Genomic DNA, 22,658 nt, shown 5'->3' with positions numbered 1-22,658 from the left:
ACAGCTACTCCGCCAGAGCCGCGAGGATGCGGACCCAGCTGCGAATGCCCTTGTGGAAGGAGGTGAGGTCGTATTTCTCGTTGGGCGAATGGATGCGGTCATCGTCCAGCGCGAAGCCGACCAGCAGCGTGTCCTGTCCCAGCACCTTCTTGAACTGGCCGACCACGGGGATGGAGCCGCCCTCGCCATAGGTGACGGCCGGCGCGCCCCATTCCTCGCTGAGCGCGCTCGCGGCCTTGGCGAGCAGCGGGTTGTCATGGGCGACGGCGACCGCGCGGTTGCCCTCGCCACCGAGGAATTCCACCGTGCAGTCCGCCGGCAGCTTGGAGCGGATATAAGCGCGCACGCAGTCGCGCACATGGACCGGGTCCTGGTCCGCCACCAGCCGGCAGGTAATCTTGGCCGTGGCGATGGAGGGGATGACGGTCTTGCCGCCCTCGCCGGTATAGCCGCCCCAGAGCCCGTTGACCTCGAAGGTCGGGCGGGTCGAGACCATCTCGATCAGCAGCCGGTCCTTCTCGCCGATGGGATGGGAGAGGCCGATGGGGCCGAGGAAATTCTCCGTCGTCAGGTCGAGCTTCGACCAAGCCTCGCGCATGTGCTCGGAGGGCTCGACCACGCCGTTATAGAAGCCGGGAATCGTGATGCGCCCGTCCTCGCCATGCACGCCGCCGATGATCTTTGCGATGACATGCAGCGGGTTGGCGGCGGCGCCGCCATAATAGCCGGAATGCAGGTCGCGATCGGCGGCGCGGACGACGAACTCGTCATGCATCAGCCCGCGCAGCGAGAGGATGATGGCGGGGGTGTTCGCATCCCACATGCCGGTGTCGCAGACGAGGGCAAGGTCGGCTTTCAGCTCGCTCTTATGCGCTTCCAGGAACGGGCCGATATTGGCCGAGCCGCTCTCCTCCTCGCCCTCGACCACGATGGCCACATCGACCGGCAGGCGGCCGATGGTGCTGACATAGGCGCGGCAGGCCTCGACGAAGGTCATCACCTGGCCCTTGTCGTCGGACGAACCACGGGCGACGATCCGCTTCACCCCGTCCGCCGCTTCGACGATGCGCGGCTCGAAGGGCGGGCTATCCCACAGTTCCAGCGGATCGACCGGCTGCACATCGTAATGGCCGTAGAACAGCACCCGACGTTCCGCACCCCCGGCCGAGGTGCCGGTGACGATGGGATGGCCGGGCGTGTCGTTCAGCTTGGCCGTGAGGCCGAGCGTGGCGAGGTCGTCCGCCAGCCACTGGCCGGCGCGGCGGCAATCGGCGGCATAGGCGCGGTCGGTGGAAATGGAGGGGATGCGCAGGAAGTCGAACAGACGCGCGAGCGATGCATCGAGATCGGCATCGACGGCCGCGAGCACGCGGTCGAGGTCTGTCCTGGAATGAGCGGCCATGGCCGGGAGTCCTTGTCGTTTCAAAGAGGCCTTTCCGCCTCATCTCCGGGCTTGACCCGGGGACCCAGACACCTTGCGCCTCCGTCAAGGACTGGGTGGCCGGGTCAAGCCCGGCCATGAGGGTCTCATTGCTGTCTACCGCCGGCGGGCGCCGCCGAGCACGTTGCGCAGAATGGCCTTGGTCACTTCATTGGTGACCTGCCGCGTCACCTGGTTGACCACCCGCTCGCCCATGCTCATGCCGCCGCGCGGGCCGCGCCGGAACAGGCCGCCAAGCGTGTCCGCCAGCCAGCCGCCGCTCTGCGCCTCCGCCTCGGCCGGCGTGGCTTCGGGCGCGGTGGCCTGCTCGGCGCGCTTGGCGAGGATTTCATAGGCGGATTCACGGTCGAGCGTTTCGTCATAGGCGTGGCGCACCGGGCTTTGCGCCATCGCGACCTTGCGAAGTTCCGGGGTGATGGGCCCGACGCGGGCGGCGGGCGGGGCGATGAGCGTGCGCTCGACCATGGACGGGGTGCCATTGCCCTCCAGCATCGAGACCAGCGCCTCGCCCTTGCCAAGCTGGGTGATGACCTCGGCGGTGTTCAGCGTCGGGTTGGGGCGAAAGGTGTCGGCCGCCGCCTTCACCGCCTTCTGGTCGCGCGGGGTGAAGGCGCGCAGCGCGTGCTGCACCCGGTTGCCGAGCTGGGCGAGCACGCTGTCGGGGATGTCGAGCGGGTTCTGGGTGACGAAATACACGCCCACCCCCTTGGAGCGGATGAGCCGCACCACCTGCTCCACCTTCTGCAGCAGCGCCTTGGGCGCTCCGTCGAACAGAAGATGCGCTTCATCGAAGAAGAACACCACGCGCGGCTTTTCGGGATCGCCGATCTCGGGCAGCTCCTCGAACAGTTCGGACAGCAGCCACAAAAGGAAGGAGGCGTAGAGCCGGGGCGAGGCCATCAGCTTGTCGGCGGCGAGCAGCGAGATGGTGCCGTAGCCCGAGCGCGGCTCGACCCGCATCAGATCGGTGATCTTCAGCGCCGGCTCGCCGAAGAATTTGTCGGCGCCCTGATTTTCCAGCACCAGCAGCGCCCGCTGGATGGCGCCGACGGTGGCGGGCGAGACATTGCCATAGGTGGTGGTGAGCTTGCCCGCATTCTCCGCGACGAAGGCCAGCATCGCCCGCAGATCCTTGAGGTCGAGCAGCAGCAGGCCCTGCTCGTCAGCGATGCGGAACACGACGTTCAGCACGCCTTCCTGCACCTCGTTGAGGTCCAGCAGCCGCGCCAGCAGCAGCGGCCCCATTTCCGAGACCGTGGCGCGGACCGGGTGGCCCTGCTCGCCGAACAGGTCCCAGAAGAGGACGGGAAATTCGTCCGGCACATAGTCGATGCCGATTTCGGCGCAGCGCTTGACGATCCAGTCCTGCCCCTCGCCGGGCATGCCGATGCCGGAGAGGTCGCCCTTGATGTCGGCGGCGAAGACCGGGACGCCGGCGCGGGAAAAGCCCTCCGCCAGCGTCTGCAGCGTTACCGTCTTGCCGGTGCCGGTGGCGCCGGTGGCGAGGCCGTGGCGGTTGGCGAGCTTCAGCGCGAGATATTCGGCCTTGCGGCCCGTTCCGCCGGTCGAGCTTCGCCCGACGAAGATCTGGCCCTCGGTGTCACCGGACATGGCTGCCTCCTGCGCACGCTCGCGTCCCCTCCTTTAGAGCGCAGCCGGGGGCGGTTCGGCAAGCCGGGCGAAAGCTCGGCGCGCGCGAATGAGGCGACCCTGCCGCGTCGGCGCTTGCCTTCGCGGCCCGCTCGCGCGATGTGAAAGCCAAACGCCAACCCTTGGGATGCCATGGCCGCTCTTGTTCCGCCCACCCAACGCCTGCTCGATGCGCGCGGCCGCCGGCTGGACTATGCCGGCCGCACGCTGGTGATGGGTATCCTCAATGTGACCCCCGATTCCTTCTCCGATGGCGGGCGCAGCGCGGCGCTCGACGACGCGGTGGCCAATGCCCGCCGGCTGGTGGCGGAGGGAGCGGATATTCTCGACATTGGCGGGGAATCGACCCGTCCCGGCCATACGCCGGTGCAGGCGGAGGAAGAGCTGCGCCGCGTGCTGCCGGCGGTTGAGGCGCTGGCCGGCCTGCCGGTGCCGCTCTCCATCGACACGCAGAAGGCGGCGGTCGCCGAAGCGGCGCTGAAGGCCGGCGCCAGCCTTCTCAACGACATTTGGGGACTGATGGGCGACCCGGACATGGCCCGTGTCGCCGCCGCCTATGATGCCGGCGTGGTGGCGATGCACAACCGCGCCACTGTCGACCCGGAAGTCGACATCGTCGCCGACATTCTCGGCTTTTTCGAACAGGCGCTGGAGCGGGCGGCACGCGCCGGCATCCGCCCGGACCGCATCGCCCTCGATCCCGGCATCGGCTTCGGCAAGACCTTCGAGCAGAACCTGAAGGCGCTCGCCTCGCTGGAGACGTTCGGCCGGCTCGGCTTTCCGCTGCTGCTCGGCACCTCGCGCAAGTCGCTGATCGGCAAGGTGATCGAAACCACGCCGGCCGAGCGCCTGCCGGGGACCATCGCCTCCAATGTGCTTGGCATCCGCGCTGGCTGCGCCATCATCCGCGTGCATGACGTGGCCGCGCATGTGCAGGCGGCGCGGGTGACGGAGGCGATCCTCCATGCCCGCTAAACCGACGCCCGATTTTTTCGTCCGCCGGCCGCGCAAGGTGGAGAAGGCGGTTGCCTATCTCTGCCTCGGCTCCAATCTCGGCGACCGCGCCGGCACCATGGCGAAGGCGGTCGGGCTCATCGCCCGCGCGGGGTTGAAGATCATCGCCCGCTCCTCGCTCTACGAGACCCCGCCCTGGGGGCCGGTGCCGCAGGGGCCTTATCTCAACATGGTGGTGGCGGTGGAGACAGAGCTTTCCGCGCGCGAGCTGCTCAACCTGCTGCTCGGTGTCGAGCACGCCTTCGGGCGCGACCGCACGCGCGAGGTGCGCTTCGGCCCGCGCAAGATCGACATCGACATCTTGCTCTATGGCGACGAGGTGATCGCCGAGCCCGACCTCGAAATTCCGCATCCGCGCATGATGGAGCGGGCCTTCGCGCTGATCCCGCTCAGCGAACTGGCGCCGGAGCTGAAGGTCGGCGGCGCGTCGGTGGCTGCGGCGCTTGCCGGGCTCGACCGCAGCGGCATCGTCAAGGTCGAGCCGCAGCCGGCGAGCGACTGACTGACCGCAGGGCCAGAACACGCGAAAGGCGGCGGATCGCTCCGCCGCCCGCTCGTCCGTCGCGCCTTGGGAAGAGAGGGCGCCGCTCAGCGGCAGACCTCGACATCGCGGTAATAGGGCTGGCCCCAGCTGTTGTAGAGCGTGCGGGTCTCGGTCCAGCAGCTCGGGCGGTAATAGTTGTTGGCGGCGCCGGCCGCGATGGCGCCGACGGCAAGGCCACCGATGATGCCGGCGGCAATGGCGGCACCGTTATTGTTGCGGCGCGGGCCATAGTAATAGCCGGGCGCACCCCAGCCGGGACCGCGCCAGCCGGGACCCGGACGGCCCCAGCCATGGCCGCCATGGCCGTGGCCACCCCAGCCCGGGCCGCGCCAGCCATCGGCGGCGGCGGGAACGGTGGCGAGGAGGGTGGTGCCGGCGAGGGCGAGGGCAACGAGCTTGCTTGTCTTGGTGATGCCAGTCTTGGTGATGCCGGTCATGGCGGTATCCTCGGGTGCTCAGCGGGCCGGTTCGGCCCTTGATGAACACACCCTAGCCAGTGTCGGCCGAACCCAAGCTGAACCCGCTGTTGCAATAGGTTCATCAAACTGAACGCATTCCACTGCGGGCGTTCATCTGCCATTCATTCGGGAAACGCAGGAGCCAGCATTGCCCGATTACGACAAGGAAGGCCTCGTTTCCGCCTGGACCTTCGACGGCAATGGCGGCGCGCGGCGCATCGGCTGGGAGGAGATCGCGCAGGGCGTTCCGTCCGGCGAACGCTTCCAGTGGATCAATCTCCAGCTTCTGGAGCATCGCCACGGCCGCAGCACCTGGCTCGACCTGCACAGCGGCGTCGATCCCTCCATCGTCGAATCCCTGGTGGCGGCGGAAACGCGGCCGCGCTGCGCCCTGTTCGACAATGGCGCCTTCCTCAACCTGCGCGGCATCAACCTGATGCCCTACTCACTGCCGGATGAGATGCACTCGATCCGCTTCTGGGTGGAGCCTCACCGCATCGTCTCGGTGCGGCGGCGGGCGCTGTCGGCGGTGGGCGATTTCGAGGACGCCATCCAGCGCGGGCGGGCTCCGCGCACCCCGGGCGAGTTCGTCGCCGATCTCTCCATGCGCCTCGTCGACCGCATGGACACGGTGATCACCGCGCTGGCCGAGCAGGCGGACGAGCTGGAAGAGCAGGTGCTGAGCGCGACGCTCTCCAATCTCAGCCCCAAGGTCTCCGAGGTGCGGCGCGTCGCCATCATCCTGCGCCGCTACATCGCCCCGCAACGCGAGGCGCTGAACCATTTCTCGCTGGAAGACGCCGAATGGCTCTCGCCGCGCGACCGCAACCGGCTGCGCGAGGCCGCCGACCGGGTGACGCGCTTCGCCGAGGAGCTGGATTCGGTGCGCGACCGTGCCGCCGTCATCTACGACCAGATGGTGGAACGGCGGGCCGAGCAGATGAACCGTTCCATGCTGGTGCTGGCGGCGGTGACGGTGATCTTCGCGCCGCTGACGCTGATCACCGGCCTGATGGGCATGAATGTGGAAGGCATTCCCGGCGCGCAGGACCCCAACGGCTTCTGGGCCGTGACCGTGCTGGCCGCCGGCCTCGGCGTCGGTCTGGTGGCGTGGCTGCGCACGATCCGCTGGCTGTAGCCCCTTCCCGTGGACCGGCGGGGGCATAGAATGATGAGAAGCGGGCCGCGATCGTCTGCGGCCGGGAGGAAAGTGCCATGAGCGGGAAATGGATTGCCTCGGTCGCGGTCGTCGCCGGGCTGACGTTGGGGGCGGCCGGCGGGCCGGCGGCGGCCTATGAATTCACCGGGACCTTTCCCGGCGGCGACTGCCGCAAGATGGCGGCCTCGACCCCCGCGGCGCAGCTCTGGTACGGCCATTTCACCGGCCGTCGGCAGGCGCCGTGGAATTTCGACTTCATCGAGGGCCGCACGGTCGATGGCTGCTTCCGCACCAAGGCGGAATGCGACAACTGGCTGTACCAGTGGCGTTCGGCCTGGCAGTTCAATTTCTGGAACGACTATTGCGTGAAGGGCTGGCCGCCCAAGGCGCGTCCGGCGGGCCCACGCACGGAAATTCCCTTCGGCCAGTGAGCGGCGCCAAGCCATGAAAAAGGGCGCCGTCGACCCGCGACGGCGCCCGATTTCGAGGTGAGGACCGCTCAGACGGCCTTGGAATACAGCTCGGCGACGTAGTCCCAGTTCACCAGGTTCTCGACGAACGCCTTGAGATAGTCGGGGCGGCGGTTGCGATAGTCGATGTAGTAGGAGTGCTCCCACACGTCGCAGCCGAGGATCGGGGTGGCGCCGTGGACCAGCGGGCTCTCGCCATTGGCGGTCTTCATCACGACGATCTTGCCGTCCTTGACCGCCAGCCAGTTCCAGCCCGAGCCGAACTGGGTCACGCCGGCCTGGATGAAGTCTTCCTTCATCTTGTCGACCGAACCGAGGTCCTCGACGATCTTCTTCTCAAGCTCGCCGGGGATCGCGCCGCCGCCATTCGGCTTCATCCAGTTCCAGAAGTGCAAGTGGTTGAAGTGCTGGCCGGCATTGTTGAACAGGCCGGCATTCTTGCCGAAGGAGCCCTTGACGATCTCTTCCAGCGACTTGCCTTCCCACTCGGTGCCCTTCAGCAGGTTGTTGCCGTTGTTCACATAGGCGAGGTGGTGCTTGTCGTGGTGATATTCGAGCGTCTCGCGCGACATATAGGGGGCGAGGGCGTCGTAGGAGTAGGGAAGCTCGGGAAGCGTGAAGGACATGGAATCTGTCTCCGCAGAAATGAAATCCGGCCGCGCCGCCTCGGCGCCCCTTGCGGGTGCGCAGGCACCGTGAAAGATCGGCACCGACTAGATAGGGCGCCGCAGGGCGGGCGACAACCAAAAGCATCGCGCGCGGCCGAATTCTTCCCCGTCGAAGCACCGCGACGCCGTAGCGGCGGACAAGTGTGCTCCCGGCTTTCGTTAAAGCTGTACTGGACGTAAGGTCTCGTACAAGAAGGGCCGACGGCGAATCGGTCCGGCGGAGTTTCTTCATGGGTGCAGCAGTCATCGGAATCGGCGCGGCTCTGTCCGTGCTCGGCCTCGTCTTCGGCCTAATCGGGTTCGGTTCGGCAGAGACGACTTCCGGCGCGGGCCTGATGATGGTCGGCAGCTCGGTTTTTGTCGGCGGTCTTCTGATGGTCGCCCTCGGCTTCATTCTGCGGATCTTGATCGACATCGCCAACAAGCTGGAAGGGGCGGTGCATTTCGAGGCGCTCGAAGACGAGCACCCGGCCGTCGCGGTCGAGACGGCGGCCGTCGCATTCGCCGCGGAGGCAATCGCCCCGCCCGCGCCGGCCTTTGATGAGGTGACGCCCGTGCGGGCGCCGGAGGATCTCGCGCCGCTCGACGAGACCCCCGCGCCGCCGGCCTGGTTCGGCCGCAAGCGTCCGACCGCACCACCGCGCGCGGAAGAGCCGGCGTTCGTGCCGGAGCCGGATTATGCGCCCGAGCCGGCCCTGGCGCCGCCGCGCGAGCCGGAATTCGAGCGCGAGGCCGAGCCCCTGCCGCCCTTCCGCTCGCCGCTGACCGCCGCCGCACGTCCGGAACCCTTCCATGCCGAGCCGGTTCGCCATGAACCTGCCCGCCACGAGCCTCCCCGCCACGAGCCGGCCGCGCATGAGCCGGTTCGGGTCGAGACGCCACGCGTCGAGGCTGCGCGTTCCACGCCGGTTCGCCCGGAGCCCCTGCGGACCGAGCCGCGCATCGAGCCCGTTCGGGCGGAGCTTCACCGTTCCGAACCTCATCGGTCCGAGCCTCACCGTTCCGAGCCGGAAGCGCCGGAGTCTGCGCCGGCGGAACCGCGCCGCGAACTTCCGGGCTTCCTGCGCGGCTCGGCCGGCGCGGCGCCGGTACCGGAGCGTCCGTCGCCCGCTCCCGCCATCGAGGAGCCCTTGCCCGCACCCGCGCCTGAGGCTTTCCCCGCCGAGCCGGCAGCGGCGCCGCCTGCCTTCCTCAGCGACACGGATCTGCTCACCGAGGAGCCCGCGCCGACGGAGCCTTCCGTCACCGTGCTGAAATCCGGCACGATCGGCGGCATGAGCTACACGCTTTATTCCGACGGTTCGATCGAGGCGGACCTGCCGGATGGCGTGCTGCGTTTCGCCTCGCTGCAGGATCTGCGCGACCACGTGTCCGGCAGCATCGCCCGCGAGTAAGCCGCCGCAGCGTCTTGAATGCGCAAAGGGCGCCCGCGGGCGCCCTTTCTATTTCCGCTATCGAGGACCGCGTCAGCGCCCGGCGGTAGCCAGGGCGAAGGCGTAGATCATCGCCGTTTCCTCCAGCCGGTCGAAGCGGCCGGCGGCGCCGCCATGGCCGGCTTCCATATTGGTGCGCAGCAGCAGCGGGCGCCGGTCGGTCTTGGTCGCCCGCAGCTTCGCCACCCATTTCGCCGGTTCCCAATAGGTCACGCGCGGGTCGGTGAGGCCGGCCAGGGCGAACAGGGCGGGGTAGTCCTGCGCCGTCACATTGTCATAGGGCGAATAGGCGCGGATGGTGGCGAAAGCCTCGGCATCCGTGATCGGGTTGCCCCATTCCGGCCATTCCGGCGGGGTGAGCGGCAGGGTGTCGTCGAGCATGGTGTTGAGCACGTCGACGAAAGGCACCTCGGCCACGATGCCGGCGAACAGGTCCGGCCGCCTATTCGCCACCGCCCCCATCAGCATGCCGCCGGCCGAGCCGCCATGGGCGACGATGCGGTCGGGCGCCACGATCTTCTCGGCGACCAGGTGTTCGCCGGCGGCGATGAAATCGGTGAAGCTGTTGGTCTTCTTCGCCAGCTTGCCCTCGCGGTACCAGCGCCAGCCCTTCTCCGTGCCGCCCCGTATATGGGCGATGGCGAAGACGAAGCCGCGATCCACCAGCGACAGCCGCGAGACGGAGAAGCTGGCGGGCATGGAGACGCCGTAAGCGCCATAGCCATAGAGCAGGCACGGGGCGCTGCCGTCGAGCGGCGTGTCGGCGGCGTAGAGCAGCGACACCGGCACAAGCTCGCCATCCGCCGCCGGCGCCATCAGCCGCCTTGTGACATAGCGCTTGGGATCGTGGCCGGAGGGCACCTCCTGGCGCTTGCGCAGCAAGCGGGCGTGGGTCGCCACATCGTAATCCCACACCTCGGAAGGGGTGGTCATGGAGGAATAGGTGAAGCGGATTTCGGTCTTGTCGAAGCCGAAGCCGGGATCGAAGCCGAGCGAATAGGCCTCCTCGGCGAAGGCGACGGCATGTTCGGCGCCGTCCGCCAGCGCGCGGATGACGAGGCGCGGCAGCCCGTCCTCCCGCTCCAGCCGGATGAGATGGCCGCGCAGCACGCACACCGACAGCAGCAGGCGGCCGGGCTTGTGCGGCACCAGATCGCGCCAGTGGGCGCGGCCGGGCGTGCCGAGCGGCGCGGCGACGATCTTGAAATCCTCGGCGCCGTCGGCATTGGTCTCGATGATCAGGCTCTCGACCCCATCGAGCGCGGGATGGTGCTCGACCCCATAGCGCAGGCCGGCTTCGCGCGGCTCGACAAGGACGGGGGCCTCAAGCGGGGCGTCGAGGTCGAGGAGCCAGACTTCGCTGGTGTCGTGGTCGCCGCAGGAAATGAGGCCGAAGCGGCGCGACTGGGTGTGGCCGAGCGAGACGAAGAAGCCCTTGTCCGGTTCCTCATAGACCAGCACGTCTTCGGCAGGGTCGGTGCCGAGCCGGTGGCGGTAGACGAAGCTCGGGCGATGCTCGGCGTCGCGGCGGATATAGAAGAGATAGGCGCCATCCGCGCTCCACAGCACGTCGCCGGTGGTCTCGGCGACAAGATCGGGCAGGTCGGTGCCGGCGTCGATGTCGCGGATGCGCAGCGTGTAATATTCCGAGCCCGCCTCGTCGGCGGTCCAGGCATAGAGGCGGTGGTCGGGCGACTGGCGCGCATCACCAAACTGGAAATAGGCCTTGCCTTCCGCCAGCGCGTCGCCGTCGAGCAGCACGGTTTCCCCGGCAATGGCGCCGGCCGGGCGGCGGCAGATGAGCGGATGCTGGCCGCCCTCGCGGAAGCGGGTGAAATAGGCGAAGGGACCATCGGTGGACGGCACCGAGGCGTCGTCCTCCTTGATGCGGCCGCGCATTTCCGCCACCAGCTGGCGCCGCAGCTCGGCATGGGGTGCGAGCCACGCCTCGGCGGCGGCGTTCTCGGCCTCCAGCCACTCGCGAATGTCGGGGGCGAGCAGAGCGGGGTCGCGCATCACCTCGCGCCAGTTCTCGGCCCGGAGCCAGGCATAGGGATCGCTCAGCGTCTGCCCGTGGAAGGAGCGGACCAGCGGCGCGTGGGTGGAAGCGGGCCGTGCGGCGGTGTCGGTGTTCACGCCTGCGTTCCCTCGCTCGCCGTGTCGTCGGCCTCGAAGGCAAGGGCGACACCGTTGATGCAGAAGCGCTGGCGGGTCGGGGGTGGGCCGTCGGGGAACACGTGGCCGAGATGGGCGTCGCAGCTGGCGCAGCGCACCTCGACCCGGTGCATGCCATAGGAATGGTCGTGATAGGCGCTGACCGCTTCGGCATCGACCGGCTGGAAGAAGCTCGGCCAGCCCGTGTCCGATTCGAACTTGGCGTTGGAGCGGAACAGTGGCGCCTCGCAGCACACGCAGCGGTAGAGGCCCGGCTCCTTCTGGGAGAGGTGCGGGCCGCTGAAAGCGCACTCGGTGCCGTGGCCGCGCGTGACGCGATACTGCTCCGGCGTGAGCTGGGCACGCCACTCCGCGTCCGACTTCACCACGCGGGGACGGCGAGAGATCTGGTCCATGGGAAAATCCTTGAGGTTTTCCGATGAGATAATCGCTGTGGCGAGCAGCGGCAAGTGTTCTCGCCGTTCACGAAGTTTTGCCCGCCCGAACGCCGGCGGGGTGGGCGCGTCGCCACGCGCTTACGCTTTGGCTGAGCTTGCGACAGGCGGGTGACAGCCTCCGTGGTGTTCCTTATTGCACGCGGCATTGCGCCCCGGCTGCTCGAAAAACCTTGTCGGCGAGCGTTTTCAAGTTTATCTGTGTCCTTGTGGTTGCCTTTCGCGCGAATACGTCAAAAAATGACGTATTTTGACGTACAACTATCGTCGGTGCGCTGCGATCGGGGACTGCACGAGAATTCTGCAACTTGTATTGAAGAATGTATCATGAGCGATATCAACGACGCCGACAGCTATATCGAACTCGCCGCCGATATCGTCTCGGCGTATGTGAGCAATAATGCGGTCTCGGCCAATGAACTTGTCACCCTCCTTGCGGAAGTGCACGGCGCTCTGCAGCGCGTGAACAAGGGCGAGGTGGAGACGGTGGTTGAGCCGCTGAAGCCCGCCGTGCCGCCGAAGAAGTCCGTGATGCCCGATTACATCGTGTGTCTGGAGGACGGCAAGAAGTTCAAGTCGCTCAAGCGGCATCTGCGCACGCAGTACAACCTCACCCCCGAGGCGTATCGCGAGAAGTGGGGCCTGCCGGCCGACTACCCCATGGTTGCACCCAATTACGCCGCCGCCCGTTCGGCGCTGGCGAAGGAAATGGGCCTCGGCCAGCAGCGCCGGCGTAGCACGGCGGGCTGACCCCCGCCGTCCGAGTCCGAATCGAAGCGAAAGGCCGTCACTCCGGGTGGCGGCCTTTTTCGTTGCGGGCGACGGCGGTGGGGCGGGGCGGCGTCTCCAGCTCCGCGAGCAACCGCGCCAAGGCGGCGTGGCGGGCGGCATCATAGCCGAGGCCCGAGCCAGCGGCGCGGCGCTCGGCGCGCAGCAGGCGCCGCAGCACCGTGCGGCATTCCTCGGTGGCACGCCCGATAAAGGGCCCCAGCGCGGCAGCCCGGCGGGCGATGACGACGTCGCGCTCCTCGCTGCGCACGGCGCGGATGCGGCGGCCAGCGGCGGGGCGGTTCGATTCAAGGGGCTGGGACGGTTGCGATCGCATGGTGAACCTCGCTCTACCAGGGCGAGTATGGCCGGCGGCGGAAGAGTGCGGATAAGAATCCTATTACCTTCCGCCGGGATCATGCGTGCATAACCGAGGTTTCACGGCGTGTCGCTGTCGCTGTGTTCATCTTTTGTTCTTGTCAGGCAGCGAGTCCGATAATAGGCTTTAATTCCTTTATCGGAGATGAACCATGCCTGTGCCCCCTGCCTCCCCGCCATCCCTGCGGCCGACCGCCGAGCCGTGCCTGCTCGCGGCCCGGCTCGCTGCGGATGCCACCGCCATTCCGCTGCCGCTCGTGCTGCATCCGCGCCGGCTGGATCGTCGCTGCGCCTCCGCTCGCGCGCTGGCCATGTATCTCGCCCATGTCGGGCTCGGCCTGTCGATGAGTCGCGTGGCGTCCGGCTTCGGCCGGCACCGCTCCACCGTCGCCCATGCCTGCCGCCGCATCGAGGAGCGGCGCGAGAGCGCCGGCTGGGACCGCTGGGTCGCAGCGCTGGAAGAGGATGCGCGCCGCCTGTCGTCCCCGGCCAGCGCCGGCGCGCAACCGGCGGGAGGCGCCCATGGCTGAGCGTCATATCGACCATATCGAGGTGGAGATTGAGGGCGTACGCCGCGCCGTCGCCGTCGATCTCGACGAAAGCCCGCTCGGCTGGCTGGCGCGGCGGCGCGGGCGCGACGGCCGCAGCTTCATCGCGCCGGTCCAGCTCATTGCCGGGGAGCGGCTGCGCGCCGACTTCACCCGTGCCGGCATGGCGCCGCGCCTCACCGCCAATTGGGACGCGGTGACGCGCACTGACCGCGCCGGCGGTGGCGCCGGGCTCAACGCCTCCGAGGCCATGCTCGCCGCCCGCCAGCGCGTGGGACGGGCGATGGAGGCGGTGGGGCCGGAATTCGCCGGCCTGCTGGTCGATGTCTGCTGCTTCCTGAAAGGTCTGGAACAGGTGGAACAAGAACGCCTATGGCCGGCGCGGACCGCCAAAGTGGTGCTGGCGCTGGGGCTCGACCGGCTGGCCCGGCACTATGGGCTCAGCGCGGCGGCGCAGGGGCCGGCGCGCGCCCGCACCCGCGCCTGGAAGGCACCGGAGCCACCGGCCGGCAAGGATTAGGCGACCGCGCCTTCCAGCGCCGCGCGGGCGTCGGCGCGGATTCGTTCGACCATGGAGCGCAGCCCGTTGGAGCGCTGGGGCGTCAGATGCTCCTTGAGGCCGATGCGCGCGAACACGGCACCGGGGTCCGCCGCGAGAATGTCGCGGGCCGTGCGGTCCGAATAGAAGGCGAGCAGGATGGCGACGAGGCCGCGCACGATATGGGCATCGGAATCGCCGTGAAAGGCGAGGCGGAGATCGTCCGCGCCGCCGGCGGGCTCGCTCACCAGCCACACCTGGCTGGCACAGCCCTGAACCTTGAACGTGTCGCTGCGCTGTTCCTCCGGAAAGGGCGGCAGAGCGCGCCCCAGCTCGATGAGGTAGCGGTAGCGGTCGTCCCAATTATCGAGGAGCTCGAAGTCCTCGATGATGCTGTCGATCTTGGATGTCATCACGCGCCTCTCCGGCCGCATATAGGAGCGCGGGGCGGCCGAGCGCAATGCGCACGGGACCTCTTTGCCGCTCAGGCGGGGCGTTTCGGCGGCAGCGGCACCCCGCCGGATGTCCCGCCAGATGCCGCAGGGGCGGCGGGGGCCGCGCTCGGCGGGGGCGCCCCTGGGGCCGGGCTGGCGGCGCCGGTCCGCTCCGCCGGGGCCATGCCGGCCGGGGGACGCGGGCCCTGCCAGGCGGGGCTGAGATCGTGGGTTGTCAGCGTATCGCCGGCCCGTCCGCCATTGGCGCGGGCCGCCGCCTTGCGCTTCTCCTCCACGATCTGGTCGGACAGATAGCTCAGGGCAAAGCGGGCGCCGGCCTCGGCCCGCTCGCCGATCAGCTCGATCAGGCTGGCGCCGATGGCGCAGGCCTGCGGCTGGCGGGCGCAGAAGCCGCCGGCATCCGCCGCCGCCGCGCTGGCCGCCGAGAGCGCGTCGAAGGCGTTGACCTTCGGGTCACCCGTGGTCGCCGCGCCACTTGCCGCCGGTCCATTGGCCGGCGTGTGCGAGGACGGCCCGCCGACCACGGCGGGCAGCAGCAGGAAAACGACGGTGAGCCAGAAACCGATGCGCAGCAGAAAAAACATGGGCGGTCTCGCGGGAGTCTCGTGCGGGAGGATAAAGGCTCCGGGTTGCCCAAGCTGTGTCGAAAAACCGCGAAATTGCGGCTTCGTGGAAAGCCGATGTTAAGCACGTGGCGGGCTTTTAGGGTTCGCTTAAGCCCCGCATGGCACTGTCTGCCGACAGCGCCGCGTGTCCTTCGATTCGGTTCTCACGATCACGGTTCCATGCCCCGTTCCTATGCCAGCGATCTTCTGGTGGACGATATCGACCTCCACGGCGAGCGCGTCGCGGGGCGCCCCTACCGGCAGGGGCGGCGGCGTTCCGACCTGTTCATGCTCGTTCTTGCCGCCGGTGCCAGTGCCGCCGTGCTGTTCAACGCGCTGGCGCTGCAGCAGGGCCGGCCGGGCACGGCCGCGCGAAGCGCCGCGCCCGCCGCGCCCGATATCCGACAGGTCAACACGCCGCGCGCGACCTCGACCTCGCCGGCCGTGACACCGGCCGCGCCGCCCGCCACCTCCGTCGCCGCTCCCGCCACGCCGTTGCCGCTTGACGCCGCGTCCGCCCCGGTGGCGACGCCGGTGCCTCCGGCCAAGCCGGCCGCCCCGCGCGCCGCACCGGCCGCCGCCCCCGCGGCGCCGGTGGCGGAGAAGGCAGCCGCATCCCCCGCCGACCTGCTGCCGCCGGGCGACGTGCCGGTATCGCCGCGCGTGATGGACATTCAGAAGGCGCTGGCGCGTCTTGGCTACGGCCCGATCCGCATTGACGGCATTTTCGGCGCCGCCACCGAGGAGGCGATCCAGCGCTTCGAGCGCGATCGCCGCCTGCCGGTGACGGGCCAGATGTCCGACCGGGTGATCCGCGAACTGACCGCCGTCTCCGGCTTCACCATCCGGTAAGGCGCCATGCGGCTGAAAAGCGGGATCTTCGTGTCCGCCCTGCTGCGCCGGGCCAATGGGGCCGGCGCCTTCGCCGCCGTGCGCCGGCGCGGGGCGGAAGAGGCGGGCGCTGTTTTCGTCATCGTCGCGACGCAGGACGGCAAGGCCGCGCTCTACGGCCCGGCGCTGCCCTCGCTCGACGCCGCGCCGTCCGAGGAGGGCGTGCGGCTTTTCACCCCGCTCGTGCCGCCCGGCAGCCCCGAGAGCGAGGCCGAGGCGCGGATGGCGCGCGAGGCGCGCTATGATTCGGATTTATGGCTGGTGGAGATCGAGGACCGCGCCGGGCGCTGCTTCCTCGATCTGGCTGCTGACTGAGCCGTTCAACTCTTGCGCTGGCGGCTTTCGGTCGAGGCGGTGGCCGCCGCCACGGCGTAAGGCGCGTTGAAGCTGCGCATGGACGGCGCCTCTTCCGACCTCTCGCGTAGCGGGCGCCTGCCGGGGCGCCAGGAGGCGACGAGATGCTGGGCGCTGGCGAGAGGCAGCTCGTCGAACATTTCCGCTAGCCGCGCCATCTCGCCGGCCGAGCGGCCGGCCACCGGGTGCAGCCGGAACAGCACGCGCGAGAGGATGGCGAAGGACAGGCCGAGAGCGCGCGCCACTACCGCCAGCGCCTGCCCGGTCTCGTCGGCGATGATGCGCGCGGCATTCTCCGGCGTGACATGGAGCGCGCGCTCCATGAGCGACGCGAGGGCGCGCGCATCCTTGGCCTTGGCAGCGTCGAGCAACTCGTCGATGAAGCCGGCCGCCGCCGGCGCCGGCCGTTCGGACAGGGCCAGCGGCGGCAGGGTGACGAGACGGGCGATGAGGCTGGCGCGCTCCTCCGGCCCGGCGAGGAAGAACTCCGGCACCGGCAGCGGGGCCGGCTCCGTGGCGGGCGCTTCCGCCGGCGCGGCCTGTGGGGGCATAGCGGGGCGTTCCTCGGCCAAGGGGGTGGGCATTTCCGCCGCCGCGGCTTCGGGGGCGCCCTCAGAACCGGAGACGTGGCTGCGGCGATGGGTCAGCTCGGCGAGGCGCTTGGCGAGGGCCGGCGTCACTTCGCGCCGCGCGGCCATGGCGGCGAGATGGGCGGGGCCGAGCTGCTCGGCCAGTTCGCTGAGGTCCTTTTCCCCCAGCACCGGCGACAGGCGCAGGATCGGCCCGGCCAGCGACAGCGGCCCGGCCGCGAGGTGGCGGGCGAGCGCGCGCGGCAGCGCGGGATGGGCAGCGAGTTCGCGCAAATGGCGCGCCGCCACCGCGAGATCGACGCCGTCGATCAGGCGGATGGCGAGGGTGGTGAAGCGGGCTTCCGCCGCTTCGCCGGGCACGGGCTGCCGCAGGAATTCGCGCACCAGCAGCCGCAACATCGCCGGCCGCGTGTCCTGGAACGGGCGGCGCGCCGTGTCGTGCGCAGGTGTGGGGCCGGAACCGGAAGGAGAGGGCATGGCAGGCGGACAGCTCGTATGTGGCACGTCGCGCCGCCCGAACGGCGGCGCGAAACCAAATTAGCCCGCGAACGTTAGAAAGCCGTTAACCATGCTTGTTCCGTACTGGGCCCATGCCGTTTGGCGGGACAGGGGAGGGCGCGATGGGTGCCTTAGTGCCGTTTCCGACAGTGCAGGCGCAGGGCGGACCGGTGGGGGCGAGACCGCCTTCCGACACCCCGGCCAAGGTGATCATTCTTCCCGTGGTGCAATATGTCCGGCCGCCCGCGCAGACGGCCGTCACCGCCGCCGGCGAGAAGCGCTGAAGCCACCCGCTTCAGGCCGCTGGCGCGCAATTGGCCAGCTGCATGCGCGCGCGCACCTCATCGCGGGCGCTGCGCTCGCGCACCATTGCCCGGATCAGCACGATGCCCTCTTCGCTCGGCGATTCGACGATCAGCCGGTCGGCGGCGGTCACTTCGTCGTCTTCCGGCAGCGCCGCGCGCTGCTTGGCGTTCATCAGATTCAGCTCGATGATGGAACGGCCCGCCGAGCGGTCATTGATGGCGTAAAAGGGCAGGCCGTGGCGGGTGTAGAACGACACCGAGGTGTAGTCCTCCGTGGTCGGCACCTGTACTTTCAGCGGTCCCCCGGCGAGATCATAAAGGCAGACCGCCGAGATGAAGGCGGGGTCGGTGGATGGCAGCACCGCGCCGAGATCGGAGGGATCCTCGATCGGCACCACCTCATTCGGCCCCGCGATCGCCGCCAGCCGGGCATAGGCGTCGCGCTCGGCGAGATAGGGCAGCACCAGCACGGCGCCGAGATGCACGATGAGGCCGAGCACGAGGCCGGCCAGGGCGGCGAGAATGAAACGGCTCATCGGCGCGGGCTCATGAGCTGCGCTCCCAGGGGCAGTGCTCGGTGACGATGCGGGGCATTTCGGGAGCGTCGCTGGTGCGGTTGGCGAGGCCCACCGCTGTGTCGTAGAGGCGGAAGGCGAGGGTGACGCGGTCGCGGGCGCCGGTGGGAAGCCAGTTGCCGGCGCGCGCCCGTGGCCCGAGCACCACATCGAGCGTGCCGTCGCGGTTCCACACCACTTCCGCGCTGGTGAAGCCGCTGCGCTCGGCGGCATTGTCGATCAGCCTTCCCTGCGCGTCGGTGAGCGTGAGAGTCCAGAACCGCGCCTGCGGCAGGCTGCCCGAGATGCGGATATCGCAGCGCCCGTCGAGCGCGCGGCCAGCGGAATCGGTGGCGGCGACAAAGGCGATGCCGTCCGCCAGTTCCAGCGGCAACTCGCCGGCGCGGGCGAGGGCGGCGCGGGCGTAGGGGTCGGCGGTCTCGGTGCCGGCGCGCGGCCAGGTCTCCCAGGGGCCCGAGCGCACCAGCCCCGGCCCATAGCCATTGACCGTGGTAACCCAGGTCAGGCCGAGCCCGACGACGGCACCGATGGCCAGGATCAGGAGGAACAGCAGGGAGCGCACAGGCGGAAGCTCTCCGGTGGAGCGGGGCGCCCATGGATGGGCGTTTGCGGCGGGAAGGTCAATCGCGACGGGTCAGTTGCTTCCCACCAGGCTGGTGCCGGGCGCGACGGCGGCGCTCGGCCGGGGCGGGGGCGCGGCCGCCGCCTCGCCGAGACGGGCCGAGAGGTCCATCAGCCGCGCCGCCGAGGCGGGCGACAGCGTCACCGGACGCTGCACGCCGTCGATCTGCAGCGCGGAGGCCTGCGCCGCGGCGCCATCGAGCACCGGCGCCGGCTGGTTGCCGAGGCCGGGCGTCGGTTTGAGCTCGATACCCTGATGGGCGAAGGCCATCACCTTCTGCCAGGTCATCGCCGGGAGCGAGCCGCCGGTCATTTTGCGGGTGGACTGATAGTCGTCATTGCCGAACCAGATGGCGCCGACATAATTGCCGGTGAAACCGACGAACCAGGCGTCGCGATAGGCATTGGTGGTGCCGGTCTTGCCCGAGACCTTGGTGCCGGGGATCATGGCGCGCCGGCCGGTGCCGTTCTCCACCACGCTGTTCAGCATCGGGTTGATCATGGCGATGATCTCCGGCGGGATCAGTTCCTTCGGCGCGGGGCCGTTCTGGGCGAAGCTCCAGACCGGATCGCCATTGGGCGTGCGCATCTCGACCACGGCATGGGCGTCGACGGAATAGCCGCCATTGGCGAAGACGGAATAGGCGGTCGCCATGTCCACCACCGTCACCTCGGCGGCGCCGAGCGGCAGGGCGCGCGTGACCTTGAGTTCGGTCTTGAGGCCCATGGAATGGGCGAGATCGACGATGCGCCCGCGGCCGATATTTTCGGCGAGCTTCACCGCCACCGTGTTCAGCGAGCGGGTGAGCGCGTTGATGAGGGTAATGGAGCCGGCATAGGAACGGCCGTAATTCTGCGGGCACCAATTGCCGATGCAGATCGGCCCGTCGACGACGATGGTGCTGGGCTTGTACTTCCCCGTCATCAGCGCCGCCGTGTAGACGAAGGGCTTGAAGGACGAACCGGGCTGGCGCAGCGCGTCGGTGGCGCGGTTGAACTGGCTTTCGCCATAGTCCCGCCCGCCGACCATCGCCCGCACCGCCCCGTTCGGCTCCATCACCACCATGGCCGACTGCTTGGCGCCATAGTCCTTGCCGAACTGGCGCAGGCTGTCGCGGATGGCGGTGTCGGCCGCCTTCTGGATGTTGGGATCGAGTGCCGTGCGGACGATGAAGGAGCGCTCGGCATAGGTCTTGGGCAGAGTCTCGACGATCTGCTTCACCTGGTCGAAGGCGTAGTCGAGGTAATATTCCGGCAGGTCGTCCTGCTTGCGGTCGACGGGCGTCGCCGGGTTGCGGCGGGCGCCGAACACCTGGCCCTCGGTCATGAAGCCGGCATCGACAAGATTGTCCAGCACCACGCTGGCGCGCCCGCGCGCCGCCGGCAGATTGATGTGGGGGGCGAATTTCGACGGCGCCTTGAACAGGCCGGCGAGCATCGCCGCCTCGGCCAAGTTCACGTCGCGCGCCGATTTGCCGAAGTAATACTGCGCCGCCGCGTCCACGCCGAAGGCGCCGCCGCCCATATAGGCGCGGTCGAGATAGAGCTTGAGGATCTGGTTCTTGGTGAGGTGGAACTCCAGCCACAGCGCCAGGAAGGCTTCCTTGATCTTGCGCTCCAGCGTGCGCTCGTTCGACAGGAACAGGTTCTTGGCCAGCTGCTGGGTCAGCGAGGAGCCGCCCTGCACCACGCCGCCGGCGCGCGCATTGGAGAGCACGGCGCGGAACGTGCCGGGAATGTCGATGCCGAAATGCTCGTAGAAGCGCCGGTCCTCGGTGGCGAGCACCGCCTTGATGAGGTGATCGGGGAATTCTTCCAGCGGCACCGTGTCGTTGTGGCGGATGCCGCGCTCGCCGATCGTGTTGCCGTAGCGGTCGAGGAAGGTGACGGACAGCTCGGCGCGCTTGAGCCAGTCGTCCGAGGTTTCCTGGAAGGCCGGCACCGCCAGCGCCAGCATCAGCACCGCGCCCACCGCGCCCCAGGTCATCGCCTCGGAGCCGAGCGAGATGGCGTAGCGGGCTGGGCCCTGCACATTGAAGCGTTCGGTGAAGGCGACAAAGCTGTCCCAGCCAGAGCGCAGATTCACGCCGCCGGAATAGATCGACGAATCGATCCAGGAATCGATGGCCAGCAGCACATGGCGCAACCGCCGGCGGAACGCCGAGGGCGGGCGCTGGCCGGAGGCGGGCGCCCGGGGCGTTTCCTGCGGGGGATGGTCGGACGGCGTGTCGTTCAAGCCCATGCTCCAGGGGGCCTGCGAGCCCCGCCTGCTCTTATAACCGACCCCATGCCGCGCGACGAGGGCAGCATCAAGGCTCGCCACGGCGCGGCCGCGAGGATATCTAAGGAGTGATTGCCGGTTCGTGAAGTGTGCCGGCGCCCGAGGCTGCGGGACCTTTCCGACCGATGCACGACGATCCGACCACCCTCGCGGCGGCCCCGTTCTGGCGCCGCAAGACCCTTGAGGAAATGACCGCCGAGGAGTGGGAAAGCCTGTGCGACGGCTGCGGCCGCTGCTGCCTCGTCAAGCTGCAGGACGAGGATACCGAGGCGATCGCCTATACCGATATTGGCTGCCAGCTCCTCGACGACTTCAACTGCCGCTGCCGCAATTATCCGGAGCGGCAGCAGCATGTGCCCGACTGCGTGCGGCTGACGCCGGAGACGGTGCGCGCGCTCGACTGGCTGCCGCCTTCCTGCGGCTATCGGCTGGTGGAGGAGGGGCGCGATCTCTACTGGTGGCACCATCTCGTTTCCGGCGACCGCGAGACGGTGCATGCGGCGGGTGTCTCCGTGCGCGGCAAGGTGGCGGCGCTGGAGGACGAATTGCCGCTGGAAGACTATGTCGACCACATGGTGCGCTGGCCGCTGCGCCTGCCGCGTGGCGCCGTGCGGCGCAAGGCGAAGGGGTAGGGCGCCCGGCAAGGCGCCCTCTCGCTTCCCTCACAGAGCGAGCACGCTCCGGTCGACCTGCTCGATGTCCTTGACGCCGGTGAGCGCCATCGACACGTCGAGTTCCTTGCGGATGATCTCGATCGCCTTGGCGACGCCCGCCTGGCCGCCGGCCGCCAGCGACCACAGGAAGGCCTTGCCCATCATGCAGCCCTGCGCGCCGAGCGCCCGGGCCTTGAGAATGTCCTGGCCAGACTGCACGCCGCCGTCGAACCAGATTTCGCTCCGGCCGCCGCCAATGGCGTCGACGATCTTCGGCAGCGCCTTGATCGAGGAGACGGCGCCGTCGAGCTGGCGCCCGCCATGGTTCGACACCACGATGGCGTCGGCCCCCGTGGCGGCGGCGATCTTTGCGTCCTCGACATCCAGCACGCCCTTGAGGATGAGCTTGCCCGGCCAGATGGAGCGCACCCATTCCACATCCTTCCACGACAGGGAGGGGTCGAACTGGCCGGCGATCCACTGCGAGAGGGTGGAAAGGCTGTCGCTTTCCTGCCGCACGGCGAGATTGCCGAAGGAATGGCGCTTGCCCATCAGCACGCTGGCGATCCAGCGCGGCTTGGTGGCGATGTCGAGCGCATTGGCCAGCGTCAGCTTCGGGGGAACGGCGAGGCCGTTCTTGATATCCATATGGCGCTGGCCCTGAATCTGCAGATCGAGGGTCAGCACCAGCGCCGAGCACTTCGCCGCCTTGGCGCGCTCGATCAGCGATTCCGAGAATTTGCGGTCGCGCATCACATAGAGCTGGAACCAGAATGGCTTGTCGACCGCGCCCGCCACATCCTCGATCGAGCAGATCGACATGGTGGAGAGAGTGAAGGGAATGCCCGCCGCCTGCGCCGCGCGGCAGCCATGGATTTCGCCGTCGCCATGGAACAGGCCGGTGAGGCCCGTGGGCGCGATGGCCAGCGGCAGCGCCACCTTCTCGCCGATCATGGTGGTGGCGGTGGAGCGGTCGGACACGTCGATCATCACCCGCTGGCGCAGCGGGATGGCGGCGAGGTCTGCCTTGTTGGCGCGCAGCGTCGTCTCGTCATAGGAGCCGCGGTCGGCATAGTGGAAGATGGCGCGGGGCACCTTGCGCATCGCGATGGCGCGCAGATCCTGGATGTTGGTCACGGTCGCCATGCGCGC

The 22,658-nt window shown here is 68.9% G+C and carries 26 protein-coding genes; 12 read left to right on the top strand and 14 right to left on the bottom strand.

The annotated features are described in order from the left end of the window. Positions 1 to 4: 4 nt before the first annotated feature. Positions 5 to 1,402 (bottom strand): dipeptidase, encoded by a 1,398-nt coding sequence (locus K9D25_RS20715; RefSeq protein WP_244377933.1) that lies wholly within the window; start codon positions 1,400 to 1,402, stop codon positions 5 to 7. Between the two features lie 135 nt (positions 1,403 to 1,537). Then, positions 1,538 to 3,052, bottom strand: coding sequence for a helicase HerA-like domain-containing protein (locus K9D25_RS20710; RefSeq protein WP_244377931.1), 1,515 nt, complete (start codon positions 3,050 to 3,052; stop codon positions 1,538 to 1,540). Between the two features lie 171 nt (positions 3,053 to 3,223). Between K9D25_RS20710 and folP the strand changes: the two genes are divergently transcribed. After that, a complete protein-coding gene (gene folP, locus K9D25_RS20705) occupies positions 3,224 to 4,066 on the top strand; it encodes a dihydropteroate synthase (protein WP_244377930.1) in 843 nt (280 codons plus the stop codon). Beyond that, on the top strand, positions 4,056 to 4,607 hold the full coding sequence (gene folK, locus K9D25_RS20700) for a 2-amino-4-hydroxy-6-hydroxymethyldihydropteridine diphosphokinase (protein ID WP_244377928.1): 552 nt from the start codon (positions 4,056 to 4,058) through the stop codon (positions 4,605 to 4,607). Before folP ends, folK begins: the two co-directional genes overlap by 11 nt. 86 nt (positions 4,608 to 4,693) lie before the next feature. On the opposite strand, the gene K9D25_RS20695 is transcribed toward folK, so the two are convergent. Further along, complete coding sequence (locus K9D25_RS20695; protein ID WP_244377927.1) at positions 4,694 to 5,086, bottom strand: hypothetical protein; 393 nt, start codon at positions 5,084 to 5,086, stop codon at positions 4,694 to 4,696. A 169-nt stretch (positions 5,087 to 5,255) separates the two neighbouring features. Between K9D25_RS20695 and K9D25_RS20690 the strand changes: the two genes are divergently transcribed. Together K9D25_RS20690 and K9D25_RS20685 are read left to right on the top strand one after the other, a co-directional pair. Beyond that, the gene (locus K9D25_RS20690; RefSeq protein ID WP_244377926.1) at positions 5,256 to 6,245 is read left to right on the top strand and encodes a zinc transporter ZntB; all 990 of its coding nucleotides are present in this window, start codon (positions 5,256 to 5,258) and stop codon (positions 6,243 to 6,245) included. Between the two features lie 77 nt (positions 6,246 to 6,322). After that, on the top strand, positions 6,323 to 6,697 hold the full coding sequence (locus K9D25_RS20685; protein ID WP_244377925.1) for a hypothetical protein: 375 nt from the start codon (positions 6,323 to 6,325) through the stop codon (positions 6,695 to 6,697). A gap of 68 nt (positions 6,698 to 6,765) precedes the next feature. Here the strand turns inward: K9D25_RS20685 and K9D25_RS20680 are convergent, their stop codons facing one another. Beyond that, a complete protein-coding gene (locus tag K9D25_RS20680; RefSeq protein ID WP_244377923.1) occupies positions 6,766 to 7,362 on the bottom strand; it encodes a superoxide dismutase in 597 nt (198 codons plus the stop codon). Positions 7,363 to 7,634: 272 nt separating this feature from the next. Between K9D25_RS20680 and K9D25_RS20675 the strand changes: the two genes are divergently transcribed. Continuing rightward, complete coding sequence (locus K9D25_RS20675) at positions 7,635 to 8,798, top strand: hypothetical protein (protein ID WP_244377922.1); 1,164 nt, start codon at positions 7,635 to 7,637, stop codon at positions 8,796 to 8,798. 72 nt (positions 8,799 to 8,870) lie between these two features. Here the strand turns inward: K9D25_RS20675 and K9D25_RS20670 are convergent, their stop codons facing one another. Both K9D25_RS20670 and msrB read right to left on the bottom strand, forming a co-directional pair. Then, a complete protein-coding gene (locus K9D25_RS20670; RefSeq protein WP_244377921.1) occupies positions 8,871 to 10,973 on the bottom strand; it encodes a S9 family peptidase in 2,103 nt (700 codons plus the stop codon). Next, positions 10,970 to 11,407, bottom strand: a complete 438-nt coding sequence (gene msrB, locus K9D25_RS20665; protein ID WP_244377919.1) for a peptide-methionine (R)-S-oxide reductase MsrB — start codon at positions 11,405 to 11,407, stop codon at positions 10,970 to 10,972. The genes K9D25_RS20670 and msrB overlap by 4 nt, the downstream gene beginning before the upstream one ends. Positions 11,408 to 11,773: 366 nt before the next feature. Here msrB and K9D25_RS20660 point away from each other — a divergent pair, with 366 nt between their 5' ends. Beyond that, entirely contained in the window at positions 11,774 to 12,196 is a 423-nt protein-coding gene (locus tag K9D25_RS20660) for a MucR family transcriptional regulator (RefSeq protein ID WP_244377917.1), read from the top strand. 37 nt (positions 12,197 to 12,233) lie between these two features. On the opposite strand, the gene K9D25_RS20655 is transcribed toward K9D25_RS20660, so the two are convergent. Beyond that, complete coding sequence (locus K9D25_RS20655; RefSeq protein WP_244377916.1) at positions 12,234 to 12,551, bottom strand: hypothetical protein; 318 nt, start codon at positions 12,549 to 12,551, stop codon at positions 12,234 to 12,236. Positions 12,552 to 12,744: 193 nt separating this feature from the next. Here K9D25_RS20655 and K9D25_RS20650 point away from each other — a divergent pair, with 193 nt between their 5' ends. Next, positions 12,745 to 13,122, top strand: coding sequence for a helix-turn-helix domain-containing protein (locus K9D25_RS20650; RefSeq protein WP_244377915.1), 378 nt, complete (start codon positions 12,745 to 12,747; stop codon positions 13,120 to 13,122). Continuing rightward, positions 13,115 to 13,660, top strand: a complete 546-nt coding sequence (locus K9D25_RS20645) for a DUF6456 domain-containing protein (protein WP_244377914.1) — start codon at positions 13,115 to 13,117, stop codon at positions 13,658 to 13,660. The genes K9D25_RS20650 and K9D25_RS20645 overlap by 8 nt, the downstream gene beginning before the upstream one ends. Here the strand turns inward: K9D25_RS20645 and K9D25_RS20640 are convergent. Together K9D25_RS20640 and K9D25_RS20635 are read right to left on the bottom strand one after the other, a co-directional pair. Continuing rightward, positions 13,657 to 14,091, bottom strand: coding sequence for a SufE family protein (locus K9D25_RS20640; protein WP_244377912.1), 435 nt, complete (start codon positions 14,089 to 14,091; stop codon positions 13,657 to 13,659). The two genes, K9D25_RS20645 and K9D25_RS20640, sit on opposite strands and share 4 nt — an antisense overlap. A gap of 71 nt (positions 14,092 to 14,162) precedes the next feature. After that, the gene (locus K9D25_RS20635; protein ID WP_244377910.1) at positions 14,163 to 14,717 is read right to left on the bottom strand and encodes a DUF5330 domain-containing protein; all 555 of its coding nucleotides are present in this window, start codon (positions 14,715 to 14,717) and stop codon (positions 14,163 to 14,165) included. A 201-nt stretch (positions 14,718 to 14,918) separates the two neighbouring features. On the opposite strand from K9D25_RS20635, the gene K9D25_RS20630 reads away from it, so the two are divergent. Next, the gene (locus K9D25_RS20630; protein WP_244377908.1) at positions 14,919 to 15,590 is read left to right on the top strand and encodes a peptidoglycan-binding domain-containing protein; all 672 of its coding nucleotides are present in this window, start codon (positions 14,919 to 14,921) and stop codon (positions 15,588 to 15,590) included. Positions 15,591 to 15,596: 6 nt separating this feature from the next. Then, positions 15,597 to 15,944, top strand: coding sequence for a DUF1491 family protein (locus K9D25_RS20625; protein ID WP_244377906.1), 348 nt, complete (start codon positions 15,597 to 15,599; stop codon positions 15,942 to 15,944). Between the two features lie 5 nt (positions 15,945 to 15,949). Here the strand turns inward: K9D25_RS20625 and K9D25_RS20620 are convergent, their stop codons facing one another. After that, entirely contained in the window at positions 15,950 to 17,050 is a 1,101-nt protein-coding gene (locus tag K9D25_RS20620) for a DUF2336 domain-containing protein (protein WP_244377904.1), read from the bottom strand. Positions 17,051 to 17,193: 143 nt separating this feature from the next. Between K9D25_RS20620 and K9D25_RS20615 the strand changes: the two genes are divergently transcribed. Then, a complete protein-coding gene (locus K9D25_RS20615) occupies positions 17,194 to 17,355 on the top strand; it encodes a hypothetical protein (RefSeq protein WP_244377903.1) in 162 nt (53 codons plus the stop codon). 11 nt (positions 17,356 to 17,366) lie between these two features. On the opposite strand, the gene K9D25_RS20610 is transcribed toward K9D25_RS20615, so the two are convergent. The 3 genes from K9D25_RS20610 to K9D25_RS20600 all read right to left on the bottom strand — a co-directional run bounded on the left by K9D25_RS20610 (position 17,367) and on the right by K9D25_RS20600 (position 20,808). After that, positions 17,367 to 17,912 (bottom strand): DUF1254 domain-containing protein, encoded by a 546-nt coding sequence (locus tag K9D25_RS20610; RefSeq protein WP_244377902.1) that lies wholly within the window; start codon positions 17,910 to 17,912, stop codon positions 17,367 to 17,369. A gap of 10 nt (positions 17,913 to 17,922) precedes the next feature. Then, positions 17,923 to 18,513 (bottom strand): DUF1214 domain-containing protein, encoded by a 591-nt coding sequence (locus K9D25_RS20605; RefSeq protein WP_244377901.1) that lies wholly within the window; start codon positions 18,511 to 18,513, stop codon positions 17,923 to 17,925. 72 nt (positions 18,514 to 18,585) lie between these two features. After that, a complete protein-coding gene (locus K9D25_RS20600; protein ID WP_244377899.1) occupies positions 18,586 to 20,808 on the bottom strand; it encodes a transglycosylase domain-containing protein in 2,223 nt (740 codons plus the stop codon). 170 nt (positions 20,809 to 20,978) lie between these two features. Between K9D25_RS20600 and K9D25_RS20595 the strand changes: the two genes are divergently transcribed. After that, positions 20,979 to 21,485 carry a YcgN family cysteine cluster protein gene (locus K9D25_RS20595; RefSeq protein ID WP_244377897.1) on the top strand — a complete coding sequence of 169 codons (507 nt, stop codon included), beginning with the start codon at positions 20,979 to 20,981 and terminating at the stop codon, positions 21,483 to 21,485. 30 nt (positions 21,486 to 21,515) lie between these two features. Here K9D25_RS20595 and K9D25_RS20590 read toward each other — a convergent pair whose 3' ends face one another. Continuing rightward, on the bottom strand, positions 21,516 to 22,652 hold the full coding sequence (locus tag K9D25_RS20590) for an alpha-hydroxy acid oxidase (protein WP_244377895.1): 1,137 nt from the start codon (positions 22,650 to 22,652) through the stop codon (positions 21,516 to 21,518). Positions 22,653 to 22,658: the final 6 nt, after the last annotated feature.

It is taken from the genome of Ancylobacter polymorphus (assembly GCF_022836935.1).
GTDB classification, from domain to species: Bacteria; Pseudomonadota; Alphaproteobacteria; order Rhizobiales; family Xanthobacteraceae; genus Ancylobacter; species Ancylobacter polymorphus_A.
Note: the sequence above shows the minus strand (reverse complement) of the source record. Positions and strands in the feature narration are given on the sequence as shown.